The 18,843-nt window shown below is 56.6% G+C and carries 17 protein-coding genes and 1 pseudogene; 5 read left to right on the plus strand and 13 right to left on the minus strand.

Annotated features, from left to right (window positions below):
• Nucleotides 1–122 precede the first annotated feature (122 nt).
• The 5 genes from ECL_RS09400 to ECL_RS09420 all read right to left on the minus strand — a co-directional run bounded on the left by ECL_RS09400 (nt 123) and on the right by ECL_RS09420 (nt 5,567).
• Nucleotides 123–1,832, minus strand: a complete 1,710-nt coding sequence (locus tag ECL_RS09400; RefSeq protein WP_013096531.1) for an ABC-F family ATP-binding cassette domain-containing protein — start codon at nt 1,830–1,832, stop codon at nt 123–125.
• A 326-nt stretch (nt 1,833–2,158) separates the two neighbouring features.
• Nucleotides 2,159–3,856, minus strand: coding sequence for an NAD-dependent malic enzyme (locus tag ECL_RS09405; protein ID WP_013096532.1), 1,698 nt, complete (start codon nt 3,854–3,856; stop codon nt 2,159–2,161).
• A gap of 178 nt (nt 3,857–4,034) precedes the next feature.
• Entirely contained in the window at nt 4,035–4,172 is a 138-nt protein-coding gene (gene sra / locus ECL_RS09410) for a stationary-phase-induced ribosome-associated protein (RefSeq protein WP_013096533.1), read from the minus strand.
• 95 nt (nt 4,173–4,267) lie between these two features.
• Nucleotides 4,268–4,483 (minus strand): biofilm-dependent modulation protein, encoded by a 216-nt coding sequence (gene bdm, locus ECL_RS09415; RefSeq protein ID WP_013096534.1) that lies wholly within the window; start codon nt 4,481–4,483, stop codon nt 4,268–4,270.
• A 232-nt stretch (nt 4,484–4,715) separates the two neighbouring features.
• Entirely contained in the window at nt 4,716–5,567 is an 852-nt protein-coding gene (locus ECL_RS09420) for a Vmh family MBL fold metallo-hydrolase (RefSeq protein ID WP_013096535.1), read from the minus strand.
• Nucleotides 5,568–5,678: 111 nt separating this feature from the next.
• On the opposite strand from ECL_RS09420, the gene ECL_RS09425 reads away from it, so the two are divergent.
• A complete protein-coding gene (locus ECL_RS09425) occupies nt 5,679–6,572 on the plus strand; it encodes a LysR family transcriptional regulator (protein WP_013096536.1) in 894 nt (297 codons plus the stop codon).
• An 81-nt stretch (nt 6,573–6,653) separates the two neighbouring features.
• Complete coding sequence (locus ECL_RS09430; protein WP_013096537.1) at nt 6,654–7,082, plus strand: OsmC family protein; 429 nt, start codon at nt 6,654–6,656, stop codon at nt 7,080–7,082.
• 23 nt (nt 7,083–7,105) lie between these two features.
• On the opposite strand, the gene ECL_RS09435 is transcribed toward ECL_RS09430, so the two are convergent.
• Nucleotides 7,106–8,011, minus strand: a complete 906-nt coding sequence (locus tag ECL_RS09435; RefSeq protein ID WP_013096538.1) for a LysR family transcriptional regulator — start codon at nt 8,009–8,011, stop codon at nt 7,106–7,108.
• Between the two features lie 134 nt (nt 8,012–8,145).
• On the opposite strand from ECL_RS09435, the gene ECL_RS09440 reads away from it, so the two are divergent.
• On the plus strand, nt 8,146–8,895 hold the full coding sequence (locus ECL_RS09440; protein ID WP_029883329.1) for an SDR family NAD(P)-dependent oxidoreductase: 750 nt from the start codon (nt 8,146–8,148) through the stop codon (nt 8,893–8,895).
• Here ECL_RS09440 and ECL_RS09445 read toward each other — a convergent pair.
• The 7 genes from ECL_RS09445 to ECL_RS09475 are packed head-to-tail and all read right to left on the minus strand — an operon-like array spanning nt 8,892 to nt 15,725.
• Nucleotides 8,892–9,821 carry an ABC transporter ATP-binding protein gene (locus tag ECL_RS09445; RefSeq protein ID WP_013096540.1) on the minus strand — a complete coding sequence of 310 codons (930 nt, stop codon included), beginning with the start codon at nt 9,819–9,821 and terminating at the stop codon, nt 8,892–8,894. The genes ECL_RS09440 and ECL_RS09445 overlap by 4 nt on opposite strands.
• On the minus strand, nt 9,814–10,800 hold the full coding sequence (locus ECL_RS09450; protein WP_013096541.1) for an ABC transporter ATP-binding protein: 987 nt from the start codon (nt 10,798–10,800) through the stop codon (nt 9,814–9,816). Before ECL_RS09450 ends, ECL_RS09445 begins: the two co-directional genes overlap by 8 nt.
• Entirely contained in the window at nt 10,797–11,693 is an 897-nt protein-coding gene (gene ddpC / locus ECL_RS09455; RefSeq protein WP_013096542.1) for a D,D-dipeptide ABC transporter permease, read from the minus strand. Before ddpC ends, ECL_RS09450 begins: the two co-directional genes overlap by 4 nt.
• On the minus strand, nt 11,690–12,712 hold the full coding sequence (locus tag ECL_RS09460) for an ABC transporter permease (protein ID WP_013096543.1): 1,023 nt from the start codon (nt 12,710–12,712) through the stop codon (nt 11,690–11,692). Before ECL_RS09460 ends, ddpC begins: the two co-directional genes overlap by 4 nt.
• A 22-nt stretch (nt 12,713–12,734) precedes the next feature.
• Nucleotides 12,735–14,267, minus strand: coding sequence for an ABC transporter substrate-binding protein (locus ECL_RS09465; RefSeq protein ID WP_013096544.1), 1,533 nt, complete (start codon nt 14,265–14,267; stop codon nt 12,735–12,737).
• 15 nt (nt 14,268–14,282) lie between these two features.
• On the minus strand, nt 14,283–14,858 hold the full coding sequence (gene ddpX / locus ECL_RS09470) for a D-alanyl-D-alanine dipeptidase (protein ID WP_013096545.1): 576 nt from the start codon (nt 14,856–14,858) through the stop codon (nt 14,283–14,285).
• Between the two features lie 12 nt (nt 14,859–14,870).
• Entirely contained in the window at nt 14,871–15,725 is an 855-nt protein-coding gene (locus ECL_RS09475; RefSeq protein ID WP_013096546.1) for a MurR/RpiR family transcriptional regulator, read from the minus strand.
• A 267-nt stretch (nt 15,726–15,992) separates the two neighbouring features.
• Here ECL_RS09475 and ECL_RS09480 point away from each other — a divergent pair, with 267 nt between their 5' ends.
• Nucleotides 15,993–17,477, plus strand: a complete 1,485-nt coding sequence (locus tag ECL_RS09480; protein ID WP_013096548.1) for an alpha/beta hydrolase — start codon at nt 15,993–15,995, stop codon at nt 17,475–17,477.
• Between the two features lie 91 nt (nt 17,478–17,568).
• Nucleotides 17,569–18,779, plus strand: a pseudogene (locus ECL_RS09485) (diguanylate phosphodiesterase).
• Nucleotides 18,780–18,843 lie beyond the last annotated feature (64 nt).

An 18,843-nucleotide genomic window follows, 5' to 3' on the forward strand; every position in this document is an offset into this window, starting at 1 on the left:
TTATGCAAGGCGGCGGCAACATAATGTCACCAATTGATGCGATTTCAGATTAAGAATACAGCGATCCTCTAATAATTAGGGGGGAATTCACTGGCCCGGCGAGAAGCTCGCCGGGCACAGATCTACAGTTTTGCTTCTATCACCTCAATCTCTTTGCGCCATTGCACCTGCAGATGTGGTTTCTGATGCTTAGGCTTACGCGCCAGGTCTTCTGCCAGTAGCGTTTCCAGTGCGATCAGCCTTTCAAGCAGATCGTCCGAGGCTTGCGCTTTAACATCCGCGACTGCGGGTGACGCCGACGACGCCATCAGGCTTGTGCGTTCACGCAGCCGTTCGAACACCGCTTCGGCGTCATGCCATTCGCTAAGCAAACCGTCCTCAATCAGCCAGAAGCGATTGCAGCTTTGGGCGATCAGCTGCCGGTCATGGCTGACCAGCAGCACTCCGCCGTCAAACTGTTGCAGGGTAGTGGCCAGCGCCTCTTTGCCTTCCATGTCCAGGTGGTTGGTAGGCTCATCCAGCATCAGCAGGCTATAACGGGCAAGCGTCAGGCCGACAAACAGCAGGCGCGAACGCTCCCCGCCGCTGAGGGTGCTGACCTTTTGCCCGTGACGCGCCCACGGGAACCCGGCGCTGATAAGCGCCATCTTGCGATCCTGTGGCGCTGGCGCAAAAGGCTCCAGCGCGTCGAAGATCGTTGCCTCATCCGGAAGCTGATTCAGCGTCTGGTCGTAATAGCCTGGCGACACGCGAGGATGGAGTTTTAGCCCAGCCTCTGACGGTTCACCTGAGAAATGCCGCCAGATGAGCTTCATCAGCGATGATTTGCCGCAGCCGTTACGCCCGACGATAGCCACGCGATCGCCACTTTTAAGCCGCGCAATGTCGACGTGAAATAGATCGGGCAACCCAGGTGCAGGCGGTACGCCGAGGTTTTCCATCTCCAGCAGTCGGTCCGCCCGCAGGGCATCACCACGCAGGGTTAACGTCCACGGACTGCCTGCCGTGAGCTCTGTCTGGTTCTCCTTTAGCCGCTCGACCTGTTTTTCCATCTGTTTGGCTTTGCGGGCCAGATCTTCGTTATCGTAGACCTTGCCCCAGGTGGCCAGCCGTCTGGCACTGGCGGTTACGCGGTCGATCTCCTTTTGCTCCGCCTTATGCCGCAGCGCATCGCTTTCGTCTTTCGCCACCAGCGCCTGGCGCGCGGTGGTGCAGGGAAGGGCGAAGTAGTGCAACATCTTATCGCGCAGGATCCAGCTGCCGTTGGTGACGGCATCCAGCAACTGCCTGTCGTGCGAGACCAGTACAAAGCTGCCGGACCAGTTCTGTAAAAACTGCTCCAGCCAGAGCATGGTAGGCAAATCGAGGTGGTTGCTCGGCTCGTCCAGCAGTAACAGGTCCGGCTCGCCGATCAACGCCCGCGCGAGCAGGAGACGCGTGTGTTGCCCGCCGCTCAGCGTCGCCGACGTTAAGGCCATGTCCTGCGGCGTAAAGCCCATACCCGCCAGCAGCGTTTCAGCTTTCCAGCGCAGGCTCTCGCGCTCAGTCGTGGGCAGTTGCGCCAGCACGGCATCCAGCATGGTCAGGGGATAAATGGCTTCTGGCAGATGTTGCTCAACGCGCGCCATCAGACAGTGTCCTGCCAGCGCGACGCTTCCGGCAGCGGGAGAGTCTGTGCCGTCCAGCACCTTCAGCAGCGTACTTTTGCCGCAGCCGTTGTCGCCCAGCAGGCCAATGCGGTCGCCTTTTTTCAGCGTAAAGGAGAGGGAGTCGAAGAGCGTGCCAAACGCCGTATCAACACGTAAAGATTGTGCAGTGAGTAAAGTGCTCATTGTTGCTTACCCAAGAGTTACAGGCATGTTTATGCCTCGTCAAACATCGCTGACGATAACTCAGTAAGCCCGAGAGAAGGGATTTCAGGGGTTGGTGTCTTCGCTCAAGCAGAAGTTATCGCAGCACGATACCGATAACGCTTGAGCTGGTGCGATCACCAAATGCATGTGAAACATTGAAAATTTCACAGTACAGCATAATTGGCCTCCTTATATATTCAGTGGGTTAATGGATGAAAGGAGTGTAGCGGGGGAAAGGCGGTTTGGCTAGGGGGGCGAATGTAATTCCCTCTCCCACAGGGAGAGGGAACGGTCGGAACACAGTGTTAGATCGAAGTACGACGGTAGCTGCGGTATTCCGGCATCCAGAAGTTGTCGTCGATGGCCTGCTGCAGCGCGTCAGCAGAGGTTTTCACTGCCACACCCTGCTGCTGGGCCATTTTCCCGACCGCGAACGCAATTGCACGCGACACCTTGTGAATGTCTTTCAACTCTGGCAGCACCAGTCCTTCGCCATCGTTCACCAGCGGCGAGTGGCCCGCCAGGGTTTCGCTTGCCGACATCAGCATCTCATCGGTAATGCGCGACGCGCCGGAGGCGATCACACCCAGACCAATGCCCGGGAAAATATAGGAGTTGTTGCACTGGGCAATAGGATAGGTTTTGTCCTTCCACACCACCGGATCGAACGGGCTGCCGGTTGCGACCAGCGCGTTCCCTTCGGTCCAGGCAATGATGTCCTGCGGCGTTGCTTCCACGCGCGAGGTCGGGTTGGAGAGCGGCATCACGATAGGGCGTTCGCAGTGCTTGTGCATCTCACGAATGATCTCTTCGGTAAACAGCCCCGTCTGACCGGAGACGCCAATCAGGATATCCGGCTTCACGTTGCGCACTACGTCCAGCAGAGAGAGCACTTCGTTGTCGGTGTCCCAGTTCTTCAGATTCTCACGTTTCTGCACCAGCTTGGTCTGGAACGGCAGCAGGTTTGGCATGCCGTCGGTCAGCAGGCCGAAACGGTCGACCATGAACACGCGGGAGCGCGCCAGCTCTTCGCTTAGCCCTTCACGCTGCGTCTGGGCGATAATCTGCTCGGCGATACCACAACCCGCAGAGCCTGCGCCCAGGAAGACAATTTTCTGATAGCTCAGTTGGCTGCCTGCCGCGCGACTGGCGGCAATCAGCGTGCCGACGGTGACCGCGGCGGTGCCCTGAATGTCGTCGTTAAAAGAGCAGATCTCATCGCGATATCGGTTCAGCAACGGCATCGCGTTTTTCTGCGCGAAGTCTTCAAACTGCAGCAGCACGTCCGGCCAGCGATGCTTGACCGCCTGGATGAAATCATCAACAAACTGATAATACTCGTCGTCGGTAATACGCGGATGACGCCAGCCCATATACAGCGGGTCGTTAAGCAACTGCTGGTTGTTGGTGCCCACATCCAGCACCACCGGCAGGGTATACGCCGGGCTGATGCCGCCGCAGGCGGTATACAGAGAGAGCTTACCGATTGGGATCCCCATGCCGCCAATACCCTGGTCTCCGAGACCCAGAATACGTTCGCCATCGGTCACCACGATCACTTTGATATTGTGGTTCGGCACGTTCTGCAGAATATCGTCCATGTTGTGGCGGTTCTGATAAGAGATAAAGACGCCACGGGAGCGACGGTAGATCTCTGAGAAGCGTTCACAGGCGGCACCCACCGTTGGGGTGTAGATCACCGGCATCATCTCTTCGAGATGATTTTGTACCAGACGATAGAAGAGGGTTTCGTTGGTATCCTGAATGTTGCGCAGGTAAATATGTTTGTCGATTTCGGTTTTGAAACCCTGATACTGGATCCACGCGCGCTCTGCCTGTTCTTCAATGGTTTCCACCACTTCTGGCAGCAAACCGAGCAGGTTGAAGCTGCTGCGCTCTTCCATGCTGAAGGCGCTACCTTTGTTGAGCAGGGGGAATTCGAGTAATACCGGGCCGGCATAAGGGATATATAGGGAACGATGTTTTTTCAGTTTGTTGTCCATGTCACTCACTCTTTTTTTGAAGATCCGTCCCTGACACTGCTGTTTGTCATCTTTCTGGCCTGTGCGATGGGGTGCGGTCAGGCGGTATTATAAAGGAGCTAAATATTAATTACCGCAACACATAAACAAAAACACCATCGGTTTTGCCGATGGTGTTGAGGATCTCTCTCCTGGGAACTTACTTGCCCGCGTGGCGTTTTCTGCCGGTGGCGTGAGTGACCTGTGTTTCACTGTCGCCTTCAATCACCACTTTACGTTGGTTAGAAAGCTTGTAGTTCAGTCCCAGTATATGGCGTGCCTGACGGTTCGATTTCATGTTAACTCCTCAATCCTGTTGATAGTTTTAAGGACCAGTTCGCTTACGCAAACGAAATGTAACCCCTTAGGTTGCAGATCCAGCATAGCAGGTTTTTACAAAGGTGCGTTTTGCCCGCTGACGACGTAGTTAATGGTCTGCTGGTAGATGTCACTGAGGATGTCATTGTCTGTGGATTCCACCCACTTGGTCAGTTCCATCAAAATGTCATCTTCAGTCACAGCACCATGCTCGGCGTGAAGACCTTGTGCAATCGCGTTAACGAGTTCAGGTTGTGCTGCTGCAGTATTGGCCGGGTAATAAGTAAACATGCTGCCTCCGTGTCGTTGTCTGTTTAATGGTACGGCTCGCAAAAAATTTAATTCACAAACAGAATGGCAAATATTTTGGCCGCTGTGTCTAAGATTCATCTTAGAAATAAAAATGACATAAGTGCATGCTTTTATGCGCTTTTAGAATGGGAGGATATATTGAGGGTTTGTCGCGAGGATATTTTGCAGGTGCTCCTGCTATCACTGAAATATAGCAGGAGCAGATTTTACATTACCACTTCATTTCGCCAGTATTCACTTTGGCGCTTAATTCCAGCGAGCTCTCTTCAGCCAGACCCGGATACTGTTTTTTCATGGCGCTGATCACGCCTGTCGATGTTTTATGTTCTGACAACGCCTGTTCGAAGCGCTGGAGATAATCACGGGTAAAGTCGAGAGCACCGCTGCCTGCCGGTGGTGTTCCCAGATAGTGACCCGGGATCACGCGTTCAGGCTTATGTGCCGCCATGCTTTCCAGCGTCTGTTGCCACTGCTTGCGGCTGGCTGGCGTCTGGGTGTCTGCCGTCCAGACGTGGATACCCCAGGCGACACCGGTACCACCGAGGATAGTTTTAGCCGAAGGGATCCAGACATAGGCGGCGTAGCTTTCTGGCTGCTCGATATCAATCTTCTCGCCGTCCACCATGAAGGTAGTGGATGCCAGCACCTGCGGAACGATAAGTTCGGTTGGTGCACCGTCTTTCATCTGCGGTCCCCAGAAGGCAAGCTTGGCGTCTTTGGTGGCCTTGATATGGTCAACCACCTGCTGTGTGGCCACCACTTTGGCATTCGGGAAGGCTTTCACCAGCGGTTGCAGACCAAAATAGAAATCCGGATCGCCAGAGGTAATGACGATTTTGTTCAGGGTTTTCCCGCTTTTGCGAATTTTGTCGACCAGCGCTTCGCCATCTTTGACGCTGAACTGGGCGTCAAACAGCACGGCCTCTTTTGGACCAGAGACCAGCGTGGAGGAGACCGCAAACATCCCTTTGTCCTGCGGGTTATAGGTATCAATGGTTAATGGCGCAGCAAACACCGCGGGCGTGATAAGTGTGGAGAGCAGTGCAAGGTGAGTGAATTTCATTCTGATGTCTCTGTTGTTCAGGAAAGTCTTTATTGTACGGATATTCGTATTTGCCAGAATTCCTGAAACAAGACATGCTTTGTTTCATAAATCGAGCAAATGGGGTGTGATATGGATCGCGTTATTGCCGCTCAGGTCTATAACCGGATATGCGAGCTGGGAAGCCTGAGTGCAGCGGCCCGGGCGTTGGGGATCTCCCGTCCTATGGTGAGCCGCTATCTTGAGCAAATGGAGAAGTGGGCCGGTACGCGGCTGGTAAACCGCTCGACGCGCAAGCTGACGCTGACGGCGGCCGGAGAGAAGGTGCTGCTAAAAACGCGAACGCTGTCCCAGCTGTCGCAGGAAATTGAAGGCCAGTCGGAGAAAGATCTCCCTTCAGGCACGCTACGGGTGGCCTGCGCCCATTTTACCGCCATGCATCTGATTGCCCCGGTGCTGCCCGGCTTGCTTTCGCGCTACCCGCAGCTGCGCATTGAGCTGGATGTGAACAACCACCCGGTGAGTCTGGTAGGGGAACGCATTGATGTGGCGATCCGCATTACGGATAACCCAGAGCCCGGGATGATCGCCCGCAGGCTTGGGGAGTGCCGTTCCGTGCTGTGCGCGTCGCCGCAGTATCTTGCAACCCACGGCACGCCAGAGCAGGTGGAGGAGTTAGCGCAGCACAACTGTCTGCACTACAGCTTTTTCGCCGGTCAGGCGTGGCACTTCCTGACGCCGGAAGGGGAAAACGTCAGCGTCGCCGTGAGCGGCAACCTCAGCGCCAGCATCTCGTCATTGTTGATGGAGGCGGCGGTGAAGCATTGCGGCATTGCCATGTTGCCGGAGCAGGAAGCACATGCCGCGATTGAACAGGGCACGCTGGTCCCGGTGCTGAGCAGCCTGACGCCCAAAGCGTTAGCCATTCACGGTATTTATCAGTCCCGGGAGTATCAGCCCGCGGCGTTGCGCGTGTTTCTTGATGAGATAGCGCACCATCTGTCAGGCGACGCGCAGCGGGAATAGGTTACAGAATTGTCTGTGTTCCTGGGTGTGCCGGAACCATCGTCTATACTTACCCCTTTGTAAGCCAAAAGGAGAGCAAGAATGACGATTCATAAGCACGGTTCGGCACACTGGTCTGGTGATATCAAAAATGGCAAAGGGACGGTCTCAACGGAAAGTGGCGTCCTGAATCAACAACCTTACGGCTTTAACACCCGCTTCGAAAGCGCTAAAGGCACTAACCCGGAAGAGTTGATTGGCGCAGCTCACGCCGCCTGTTTTTCAATGGCGCTGTCGCTGATGATTGGTGAAGCGGGCTATACCGCCGATTCCATCGATACCACGGCGGATGTCTCGCTGGATAAAACCGATGGCGGCTTCGCAATCAGCAAAATTGCGCTAAACAGCAAGGTCACCGTACCGGGTATCGACCCGCAGAAATTCGACGGCATCATCCAGAAAGCGAAAGCAGGATGCCCGGTGTCGCAGGTACTGAAAGCGGAAATCACGCTGGACTATAAACTTAACTAAGTCTGAGCCGGGCGAAGGCCCGGCTATCCCTTCAGCGCAGCAGGAAAAACCGCTGCCAGCCATGCAATAAACGCCTTAAGGCGATGCGTCAGATGCCGGTTTTGCGGGTAAACCACGTGAAACGGATACGCCGCCGGGTGCCAGTCGCTTAAAATTTCTTGTAACGTACCCGCCTGAAGATATGTCTTTGCTGAATACGTAAACGTCTGAATGATGCCCAATCCTGCCACCGCCGCTGCCAGGTGCGCATTGCTTTCATTAACGCCGAGATAGTGCGAAATGCCGATCTCCTGCACCTCGCCGCCTTTCCTGAAGCGAAACGGAAAGGGCCGCCCGGTGACCGGGGAGAGATAGCTTATAAGTTTATGTCCGTTACGCAACTCTTGGGGATAAGCCGGAACGCCGTGCTTTTTCAGATAGCCCGGCGTTGCGCAGGTCACCATGTCGGCGTCGCCCAGATGACGGGCGATAAGGGTGGAATCGTTCAGCGGACCGCCTCTGATCACACAATCCACGTTGCCGCTGATCAAATCAACAGGACGATCCGCCACGCCAAGATCGATGCGAATATCCGGGTAGCGCTGCATGAAATCCGGGAGCAGGGGGATGAGCACGTCGCGGGCAGTCGAACCGCCAATATCCACCCGCAGATGTCCTTTCGGTGTGGCGTGAGAGACGCGAAACGAGGTATCGATATCTTCGATATCAATGAGCACCCTGACCGCTTTTTCATAATACTCCGCGCCTTCCGGCGTCGTGACCACCCGGCGGGTGGTACGGTGCAGCAGCCGTATTTCAAGATGCGCCTCAAGCGCTTTCACAAGCTTGCTCAGTGTGGCAATGGGCATGTTTAGCGAATCAGCCGCTCGGGTAAAGCTCCCGGTTTCCACAACCCGCGTGAAGGCGCGCATCGCCATGAGCTGGTCCATCTTTTTCTCTCGATTATTTCTGTCTGTGAATAGTCATTTTCAGTTTTGCTGGTTTTTCACTAATCCGGCAAGGGCTAATGTGTCTCCAGCGCAAGCAAAAACGCGCACCGCAAACCCAACAAAAGGTAAATGACATGAACACAACGCTCTTCGAAAAAATCGCACTGGTCACTGGCGGCAGCACCGGTATTGGTCTTGCCACGGCGCAGGAGCTGGCGGCTCAAGGCGCCAAAGTTTATATCACCGGTCGTCGACAGGCCGAGCTGGATGCCGCCGTCGCACAAATTGATTCCCGTGCGGTGGGTATTCGTGCTGACGTCTCACAACTCGCCGATCTGGATCGAGTCTATGCGCAGATAGCAAAAGAAGAAGGGCGTCTCGATATTTTGTTCGCCAATGCGGGTGGCGGAGATATGCTGCCGCTGGGAGCAATCACCGAGGAGCAGTTTGACCGTATTTTCGGCACAAACGTGCGCGGAGTGCTGTTTACAGTACAAAAAGCGCTGCCGCTGTTATCTGCCGGGTCGTCCATTATTCTGACCGGTTCAACGGTGTCGATAAAGGGAACGGCAAACTTTAGCGTCTACAGCGCCAGCAAAGCCGCCGTGCGCAACTTTGCCCGCTCCTGGGCGCTGGATCTGCAGGGCCGTGGGATCCGTATCAACGTGGTCAGTCCTGGCCCCGTCAAAACCCCGGGACTCGGCGAACTGGTGCCAGAAGAACATCGTCAGGGGCTGTACGATGCGCTGGCTGCACAGGTTCCGTTAGGACGTTTAGGTGCGCCGGGCGAGGTGGGGAAAGTGGTGGCGTTTCTGGCCTCTGACGCGGCCAGCTTTATTAACGCCACCGAGCTGTTTGTTGATGGTGGGATGGCGCAAATTTAATCCACATTACGCCAGCAGCGCACGCTACGGCCCTCGTGTGAAGGCTGTAGCGGCTGCGGGCGTTCACACCCCTGCGTGGCCTGCGGACAACGGTCGCGGAAATAGCACCCCTCGGGCAGATGGCGGTTCCCCGGGAGATCCGTTTTACGCAGCGCCAGGTTTTCATCCAGCGGCTCACCGGTTCTGGGAACGGAATCGAGCAGCAGCCGGGTGTAGGGATGACGCGGCGTAACCAGCACCTGTGCCGCCGTGCCCAGTTCGACAATCTGCCCCAGATACATCACCGCCACGCGATCGCTCATGTGCCTGACAACCGAGATGTTATGGGATATCAGCACATAGGTCAGGTTGCGTTCCTGCTGCAGCTTCACCAGTAAATTGAGGATCTGCGCCTGTACGGAAATATCCAGCGCGCTGGTGGGCTCATCCAGCACGATGATGTCCGGGTCAGAGGAAAGAGCGCGGGCGATAGCAATACGCTGGCGCTGCCCGCCGGAAAAGGCGTGCGGCAGGCGGTCGAGGTATTCCGGGCGGATACCGACCTGCTGCGCCAGGTTTTCAGCAAGCTGACGTCGTTCCCGTTCGCTGCTGCGTTTTTGCACCCACACCGGCTCGGTGATAATGCGCCAGACCGGCAGACGCGGGTCAAGCGACGAGAGCGGATCCTGGAACACCATCTGCATACCGCCCGCGTGGTTTGTCCGTGCACACAGGCCGGCACTGGGTTTGAGCATCCCCATTAAAAGCTGCGCCAGTGTGCTTTTACCACAGCCGGATTCGCCAACAATCCCCAGCGTTTCGCCGCGATGGATCTGAAGATCCAGCCCGTTAAGAGCATGCACCTGTTCCGTGACCCGCCCCAGCCAGTTTTTGCGTGCGGGAAAGTTAACGTGCACGCGATCCAGTTCCAGCAGTACGTCAGACATGGGTTTTCTCCTGTTGCGGATACCAGCAGGCCGCCCGCTGGCCTTCGGCCCCCTGAGGCAGTAAGCGCGGCGTTTCAGTGCATTTTACGCCCGCAGCAAAACAGCGCTCCCGAAAAGCACACCCGCGCGGAAGCTGGCTAAGATTGGGCACTGTACCGGGGATGGCAGGCAGCATCTCGCGCGGCTCGCCGTTTTCAGGCGCACACTGCAACAGGCCGATGGAATAGGGATGAACGGGATGGTGGATCAGCGTTTGCGTGGTGCCGCTTTCAATCACGCTCCCGGCGTACATGACATACATCCGATCGCAGAGCTGTGAAACCACCGCCATATCGTGGCTGATGAACAGTACCGAGGTTCCGCTGGCCCGCGCTTTATGCTTCAGCAATCGCAGTACCTGTAGCTGGACGGTGACGTCCAGTGCGGTGGTCGGCTCATCGGCAATAATCAGTTCAGGCTCGCAGGAGAAGGCCAGCGCAATCATCACCCGCTGGCGCATGCCACCGGACAGCTCGAACGGATAACGTTCCATGACCTCCGCCGCATCCGGGATCTGCATCTCTTCCAGCAGGGTGATCGCTTTTTTCCCGGCATCACGCCGTGAAAGGGGCTGATGCTGGCGGATCACCTCCACCATCTGTTTGCCAATTCGTCGCGTTGGGTTCAGCGCTGTCATCGGCTCCTGAAAAATCATCGCCACTTTGGCACCGCGCCACTGGCGGAGCTGTTTTTCCGAAGCATTCAGGACATCTTCACCCAACAGTTTTACCTGCCCGCGATGGACCCGGTAACTGCCCTCCGGCAGCAGACGCATGGTCAGCATCGCCGTTACCGATTTTCCGGAGCCGGATTCGCCCACTACGCCAACAATCTCGCCGCGTTTGATCTCCAGCGATACGTGGTTCAGGGCGTGAACTTCACCGCGAAATATCGGGAAGCTCAGGTGTAAATCTTCAATGGTTAATACTGCTTCGCTCATGCCTGTTTTCCTCCCGATTTCGGATCCAGCAGGTCGCGAATGCCGTCACCAAACAGATTAAACCCGACGGCAGTGACCAGAATTGCCGCACCAGGAAAGGCGCAGTACCACCACTGGTCGAGCACATAGTTGCGGCCCACGGCCACCATTGCTCCCCATTCGGCGGTGGGCTGCTGTGCCCCAAGGCCGATAAAGCCCAGCGTGGCGGCCATCAGAATGGCGCTGCCAATATCCAGCGAGGCCTGCACGATCAGCGGTGGCAGGGCGTTACGCAGAATGTGCCAGCTGATCAAATGCCAGCGCGATGCGCCAAAAGTGCGCGCGGCCTGCACATAGGTAAACTGGCGCACCACCAGGGTTTGCCCGCGTGCCAGGCGAACGTAAAACGGGATACGCACAATCGCAATCGCCAGCATGGCGTTAAACAGACTCGGCCCAAGCGCCGCCGCCAGCGCCATGGTCAGTACCAGGGAGGGAATGGAGAGCATAATGTCCATCACCCGCATAATGATGGCATCGCCGCGCCCGCCCAGCACGCCGGACAAACAGCCCAGCAGCGAGCCGATACTCCCGGCAATCACCACCACCGCCAGCCCGGCGGTAATGGATTGCTGGCTACCGACCAGCACGCGGCTGAACAGATCGCGTCCGACTTCATCGGTACCAAACCAGTGTTGCGCAGACGGGGCCTGCAACCGGGCAGTGAGATCCAGCGCGTTCGGATCATGGGGGACGATCCACGGTGAAGTTACCATCAGCAACAGCATCACCAGCATAATCACCCCGCCGATCAGCGTGAGCGGGCTTTGACGCAGCATCCAGAACAGCCTTGCCCAGTCGATGCCCGGTTTCGTTGTGTTTACGGGGACGGGCGTTTCCTCAGTCAACATCATTCGGCACCTCCGCGCCCGATACGAGGGTCAATCCACAGATAGAGCAGATCAACCACCAGATTGACGACCACATAGGCCAGTGAAACCACCACGGCGAAGCCCATGACGGCAGGGAAATCCAGCGCCTGAATGGAGGTCACCACCCAGGCGCCCATGCCTGGCCAGGCAAAGACGGTTTCGGTCAGTACCGCACCATAAAGCAGATCGCCCAGCGCCAGCCCGAGTACGGTAATGGACGGGATCATCGCATTCGGCAGGGCATACCGCAGGACGATATACCAGCCCGGCAAGCCGCTGGCGCGGGCGGTGCGAATATAATCTTCGCTGAGCTGCTCCAGCATGGCGGAACGTACCTGACGCGCCACGATGCCAAGATGAACAAACGCCAGCGTCAGTGACGGTAAAATCAGGTGTTGCAGGGCGTTGAAAAAGACCTCGCCGTTACCCTCCAGCAGGGCATCCAGCAGATAAAAGCCCGTCACGTGGGCAGGCGGGTCGAGCCAGTCGTCCAGCCTGCCGCCGCCGGGCAGAAGCTGCAGATGGCCGTAGAACAAGACGATGACGCCCAGACCCAGCCAGAAGGCAGGTGTGGAGATCCCTGTCATCGCCATCAGCCGTACCAGATGATCCAGCCAGCGGTTACGGTAGACCGCCGATAAAATCCCCAGCGGAACGCCGATCACCAGCGCCAGCAGCAGGGAACAGAACGCCAGCTCCAGCGTGGCAGGGAAGAAGGCTTTTAAATCTTCCGCCACCGGCCGCCCGGTACGGATAGAGGTCCCTAAATCGCCGTGCGCCAGGGCGTCTACATAGCGGCCAAACTGGATATAGAGCGGCTGATCCAGTCCCAGTTGCTGGCGAATGTTTTGCACAATCTCGTCGCTGGCACGGTCACCGGCGAGCAGGCGGGCCGGATCGCCGGGGATCAGGTGTGAAATGATAAAGGTGATGATACAGACACCGGCTACTACCAGGATTAACCCCCAGCAGCGCTGGCGCACAATGCTCCAGAACGTCATACACTTTCCCCCGGCGAAACCGTTACTTGCTCATGGTGGCGATGTTGAACACCTGCTCGAGCATTGGATTAAAGGTGAAGCCTTTGACCTCTTTGTTCATTGCCAGCTGGTAGTTCTTCTGGAACAGATAAACGTAGGCCGCTTCGTCAATCACAATCTTCTGCGCCTGCTGGTAATCGCGGGTGCGCTCCGCCTGGTCCGTGGTTTTCAGCGCCGCCTGCAGCAGGGAATCGACCTCTTTGTTCTCATAGAACGAGCGGTTGCCCGGCAGACCTTTTTTGTCCGACTCAAACCAGTAGTTCATGAACATGTACGGGTCGGCAAAGTCCGGGCTCCAGTTGCCAATGGCAATGTCATAATCGCCTTTACCCACGCGGTCGCGCATGGTGGCGTTAGCCAGTTTTTCCAGCTTGACGTTGATACCGAGCTTGCCCAGGCTGGCCTGAGTGGAGAGGGCGATAGGCTCCCAGTTCGGGTCGTTGTCCGAGTAGAGGAACGTCAGGCTGGCCGGTTTATCTTTGACTTTCTCCAGCGCCGCTTTCGCTTTGGCCTCGTCAAAGCTGTACTGCATGGCGGTGGCGTCAAAGCCCCACATGCCATCCGGGATCGGGCCGCGCATCTGCTTGCCGTTACCGCTGAGAATGCCTTTCACCATCCCCTGATAATCGGTTGCCCAGGAGACGGCGCGGCGCAAATCCACCTGATTCAGCGGCGCTTTGCTGTTGTTGAGATAGAGATAGGTCACGCGCAGGGACGGATACTCCGCCACGGCGACTTTGCCCTCCTGCTTGAGCGCCGAAAGCTGATCGACAGGCAGGGAGTCGGCAATATCCAGATCGCCACGGGAAAGCTGCAGGCGACGCGACGCGCTTTCACCGATAATTTTCACCGAGACGCGCTTAAAGTGGGGCTTATCTCCCGCCCAGTGCGGGTTAGGCACCAGCACCAGCTGCTGACCTTTTTGCCAGCTCTTCAGCATAAATGGCCCGGAACCGGCGGTGTTCTGCGCCAGATAAGCCCGCGCATCATCGGCGGCATTGGCCTTCAGTACGGCCGGGTTAATAATCGATGCACCGTCATTCGCCAGGGTATAGAGGAAGGGAGCAAACGGCTGGCTGAGGGTGAATTTCACCGTGTGGTCATCAACGGCGTCAATTTTGAGATCTTTCGGGAACGCTTCAGACGGCCCCTGGCTGAGCTTCAACAGGCGCTCAAACGACAGTTTTACCGCTTCAGCGGTGACCGGCGCGCCGTCAGAGAATTTCGCGTTGTCCGTCAGGGTGAAGGTCCACTCTTTCTGATCCTCAGATGCCTTCCAGCCCGTGGACAGATCGCCTTCGACCTCCGTGGTGCCAGGTTTGTACTTCACCAGACGCTGATAGGACGGATAGGTGACGGTCCAGTCGTTGTTATCGATGGTGATTGCCGGATCGAGGGTTTGCGGGTCGGCGGCTTTACCTATCACCAGCATGTCTTTCGGAACGGCGGCCTGCGCAGCAGGCATGCTCAGGGCCAGCGTGGCGGCGATAAGGGTCGTGAGAAGCGTTGTTTTCATGGCAGTGCTCCAGGTTTAAAGAGGGGTGTGCGTCAACGGAAAACAGGCGAAACGATCGTCAAGAAGGGGATAACTGGCGGCGTTTGGCAACTCGAAGTGCCACCATTCGCTGCCGATCCCCACAAAGCCGCCGCCAAACATGATGGCGTTAAGCAGCAGGCGGTTGCGCTGGGCGTGCGGCGGCACGGAGGGGTGATACGGATGAGAACGGTCATCCATCTCATCAAACCCGGCCCCCATATCCAGCACGTTGTTATGTTCATCCATCAGGGTGACGTCGATGGCCGTGCCGCGGCTGTGATTGGAGCCAATGGCCACATCCACCACATATTCCGGGTTCGGGCACGCATCCCACAGCTGCGCCTGGGCCTGCTGAGGGCGATAGGCGTCGTAGACCACCAGTTTCAGTCCGGCGAGCGTGGCGATGCCAATCGATTTCGCCAGCGCGGTGGCGGCATCGGTATGCAGCAAACACAGCGCCTCCTGATAAATGGGACGGCCAGTCAGGTTGTCGGCGGTGGCGTATTTCAGATCGATATGCAACTCAGGAAACATTCTGGCGACATCGATCAGTTCACTCTCTTCGGGCATAGCTCCGCTCCTTTAGCGTTCGAATTGTCCAAACTCTTGTTGTAATTCACGGTTTATCGTCAGACGGTCTGCAAGCGCATCACCCAGCGCCTGGACCACGCCTGACAGCAGCAGGTTGAAAAGACAGCTAACAGGGGCCAGCGAATCCCAGAAGTGGCCGGTATCGGTTTTAACCTGCAATAAATCAATAGGGTAATCCCGCGCCCACGGACACCAGATATCGGTGATCAGGGCCATTGGAATACTTTTCTCACTTGCGACACGACAGTACTGCCGGGCAATGGCGGAATAGGCGCGGGTATCGGTCAGCACCACATAAGGGTGGTCAAAACCGGAGTTGAGCGATTCAACCCAACTGCCGGATAACCCCTCGGAGTAGCTCACGCGCGGGCGCAGGTATTCCAGGTGGCTGAAGAAGGCGTTGGCAATCCCGCGCGTTGACTGAATACCCAGCACAAACACCGCCTCAGCATGGGTGAGCTGATGGACGATTTGCTTAAAGACATCGGTTTGTGCCAGCTGATAAACATGGGTGATTGCGTCCACCTCCAGCGAAAGGGAGTGCTGGAGGCGATCCGAGAGCGGGCGCTGCTGTTGCCAGGAGTCCAGGCGTTCGTTCATTCCCCAGGGCTGATAAGGATCGCGCAGGCTTTTTTTCGCATCGTCCAGGTTGCGATACCCCAGCTTGCGCAGGAAGCGCCCGACGGTGATCCCGCTGGTGCCGGTAGTCAGCGCCACGCTCTCTGCCGTCTCAAACGGTATCAGCGCGGCGTGCGCCAGCATCCAGCTTGCCACACGCTTTTCGCTGGGCGTCAGCTGGCTGAAGGTGGCTTCGATACGGTTCAGCATTTCAGGTTTGGTGGTCATTACCGCCTCGCTGTTAACCGGCTGTCAATGGCCGGAATTCTGTTACCTGGTTAACAATGCATGACGCGTGCCATGTTCACATGACGGCGAAAAGCCGCTGTGCTGTAAATTTCATGCAATATTTGATTAACCAATGATCAACATTTGTGCAGCGTAGTTCACTTTTGGTGCATTGTCGGATTCGACAGAGATGAATTTGGTGAATACGTCAGCCCCTTCACATTTTTGATAAGATACAAACACAGTGACTAAGAGAAGGAACCCGGCATGGCGAATCTGCCCTGGCGTGTCAGCGTGCGCCTGATGGCTCTCGCAAAGAAAGTGGCGATGGTCATAGGGATTATCGTGGTTGTGCTGCTGGCAGTGCGGGTATATCTCTCGCAGCAGGGGCCGGCGTTACATCTCTGGCATACCTGGCGTGCGGATGAAATGAGCGTAAGCGAGCTGGATAAGGCGAACTTTGCTGACTATCTCGACCGGGAAAAGGCCATCTTCACCGACCTGGATAACGCGGTCACGGCAAAAACGAAGGGGGAGGAGCGTACCGCCTTAAACCGCTACTACCGTCAGAGCCTGGTGTGGCCCGGAAAATTTACTCCGGATGCAAATCGCTCGTTTGTGCTGATGCCTGCCGGTAAACCGCGTGGTGCGGTGGTTTTACTGCACGGACTCACCGATTCGCCCTATAGCGTTAAGCACCTTGCCGTTGATTATCAGCAGCGCGGATTTGTGGCCGTGGTGCCGCGTCTGCCCGGACACGGGACGGCACCAGGGGCGCTGACAAATGTTGACTGGGAGATGTGGCTGGCGGCGACGCGTCTTGCCGTGCGCGAAGCCTCCCGTCTGGCGGGGGATAACGTTCCTTTGCATCTGGTGGGCTATTCCAACGGCGGGGCGCTGGCGATGAAATACACCCTGGACGCGCTGGAGTCGCCTTCGCTGCGAAAACCTCAGCAACTGGTGTTGTTGTCACCGATGATCGGCGTCACGGCGTTTGCCCGCTTTGCCGGATTCGCAGGCTTACCGGCACTGTTACCGGCGTTTGCGAAAGCGGCGTGGCTGAATATCGCGCCGGAGTATAACCCTTACAAATACAATTCTTTCCCGGTAAACGCGGCGCGTCAGTCGTGGCTGTTGACGAAGGCGCTGCAGGAGCAGATTGGCCGCGATGCACAAAACCACACGCTGGATCGGTTGCCGCCGGTACTGGCCTTTCAGTCGGTGATGGATTCCACCGTCAGTACCCGTGCGGTTGTCACGGGGTTATTCGACCAGCTTCCGGCCAACGGCAGTGAACTGGTGGTGTTTGATATCAACCAGGCGGCGAGTTTCCGCCCGTTATTCCGGCCGTCGTCGTGGACGGCCCTCTCTGAGCTGTTGCCGTCTGCGCAAAGACGTTACAGTGTCACAATTATTACCAACGCCAGTGCGGAGCGTTTCGCCACGGTCGCGAAGCACATCCCCGCAGACAGCACAGAAGAGACCGTGGAGCCGCTGGCGCAGCAGTATCCGCCGGAGGTCTATTCGCTTTCGCATGTCGCCGTACCTTTCCCGCCTGATGACGATCTGTATGGCCGGCATCCTGCCGTGAAAAACCGCTATGGCATCAGCCTGGGCACCATTGCGTTGTGGGGAGAGACCTCCGTACTGAGCGTGGGTAAAGATGCCCTGATGCGGGTGACCTCAAATCCGTTTTACGACTACATGAAGATGCGGATCGACAACCGCATCGGGACGGAGGAAAAAGGGTGATCCCTTAAGCCGTTAATTTATTAGGTAGCGCTGGTGAAGTATGTTAAACAGTAACTTCCCCGGCGCCTCCCTTATTCTGGAACCCATTCCTGTGCTCACCACGCTGATTTATCGAAGCCAGTTACATTTATCCTGCCGGTCCGCAGAATTAAGCGCGCTGGTAGAACGAGCACGAAGCCGCAATGCCAAACTGAACATCACGGGTGTCCTGCTCTCGAACGGCTGTGACGTCATGCAAATTCTTGAGGGCGCGGAAGAGAGCGTCGTGAAGTTGTTCCACAAAATTCGCGATGATGAGCGCCACAGTGGCGTCGTCGAACTGATGCGGGATTACGGCCCCCGCAGACGGTTTGACAATGTCGGCATGCTGCTGTTTGACCTGCAGGTCCAGTCCCCAAAAGAGGTGCTTGAGTCGGTTTTGCATTACAGCCAGCTGGAAAGCTATCTCATATCCGATGATCGGGTGTTCAAATTCATTCAGACCTTTATCACCGGGAAACATACCGGCCAGACGAGGAACCCGGTGGATGCGGGAAAATGGACGCTCGCATGTGAAAAAGCGCCCTTCGGTGAGGCCATGGGGTTTATAGCCGGTCAAATCTGTCAGTTTGCGCTGCAGCCGATAGTCGAGCCCTCGGAAGGGAAAATCAGTTCACTTGAAGCGCTTATTCGTGGCAACGATGGCGGGAGCCCGGAACATTTCTTCAAAACGCTCGATCAGGACAAGCTCTACGAAGTGGATCTGCAAACCAAAGCGTATGCCTTTGCGCTTGCGGAGAAACTGGGTATCGGCAGCCATAAAATTGCGGTGAATTTACTCCCCATGTCGCTGGTCAAGGTGCCCGGAGCGGTCGAGTTTCTGGTGGAGCAAATCAGACAACACGGGCTTCAGCCGGAGCAGGTGGTCATAGAAGTAACTGAAAACGAGATGATTTCCGGCTTTAACAAGTTCAACAGCGCGATCAAACAGCTTCGGGGTGAAGGTATTGGCCTGGCGATCGATGTTTCGGCTCCGGGTATGCGGGGCTTTCGCTGCTTACCCGCTTCCAGCCGGATAAAATCAAGATCGATCGGGAAATTGTCAGCAATATTCATCTCAGCGGCCCAAAACAGGCGATTGTCCGATCGATAGTGAGCTGCTGCACCGACCTTGAGATCACGCTGGTGGCGGAAGGCATTGAGAAGCTGGAGGAGTGGTGCTGGCTGGAATCCGCCGGTATTCGCCGTTTTCAGGGGTTTCTGTTTGCCCGGCCGCAGCTTAACGGGGTGGGCGATATTCACTGGCCACACCTGGTACGATAACGCTTTTTCCTTCCTGATTATTTCCCCTTTGGTCAGCCTGTGTTTAAATAGCTAAAACGGTTTA

Origin of the sequence: Enterobacter cloacae subsp. cloacae ATCC 13047, assembly GCF_000025565.1 — a bacterium.
Classification (GTDB): Bacteria; Pseudomonadota; Gammaproteobacteria; order Enterobacterales; family Enterobacteriaceae; genus Enterobacter; species Enterobacter cloacae.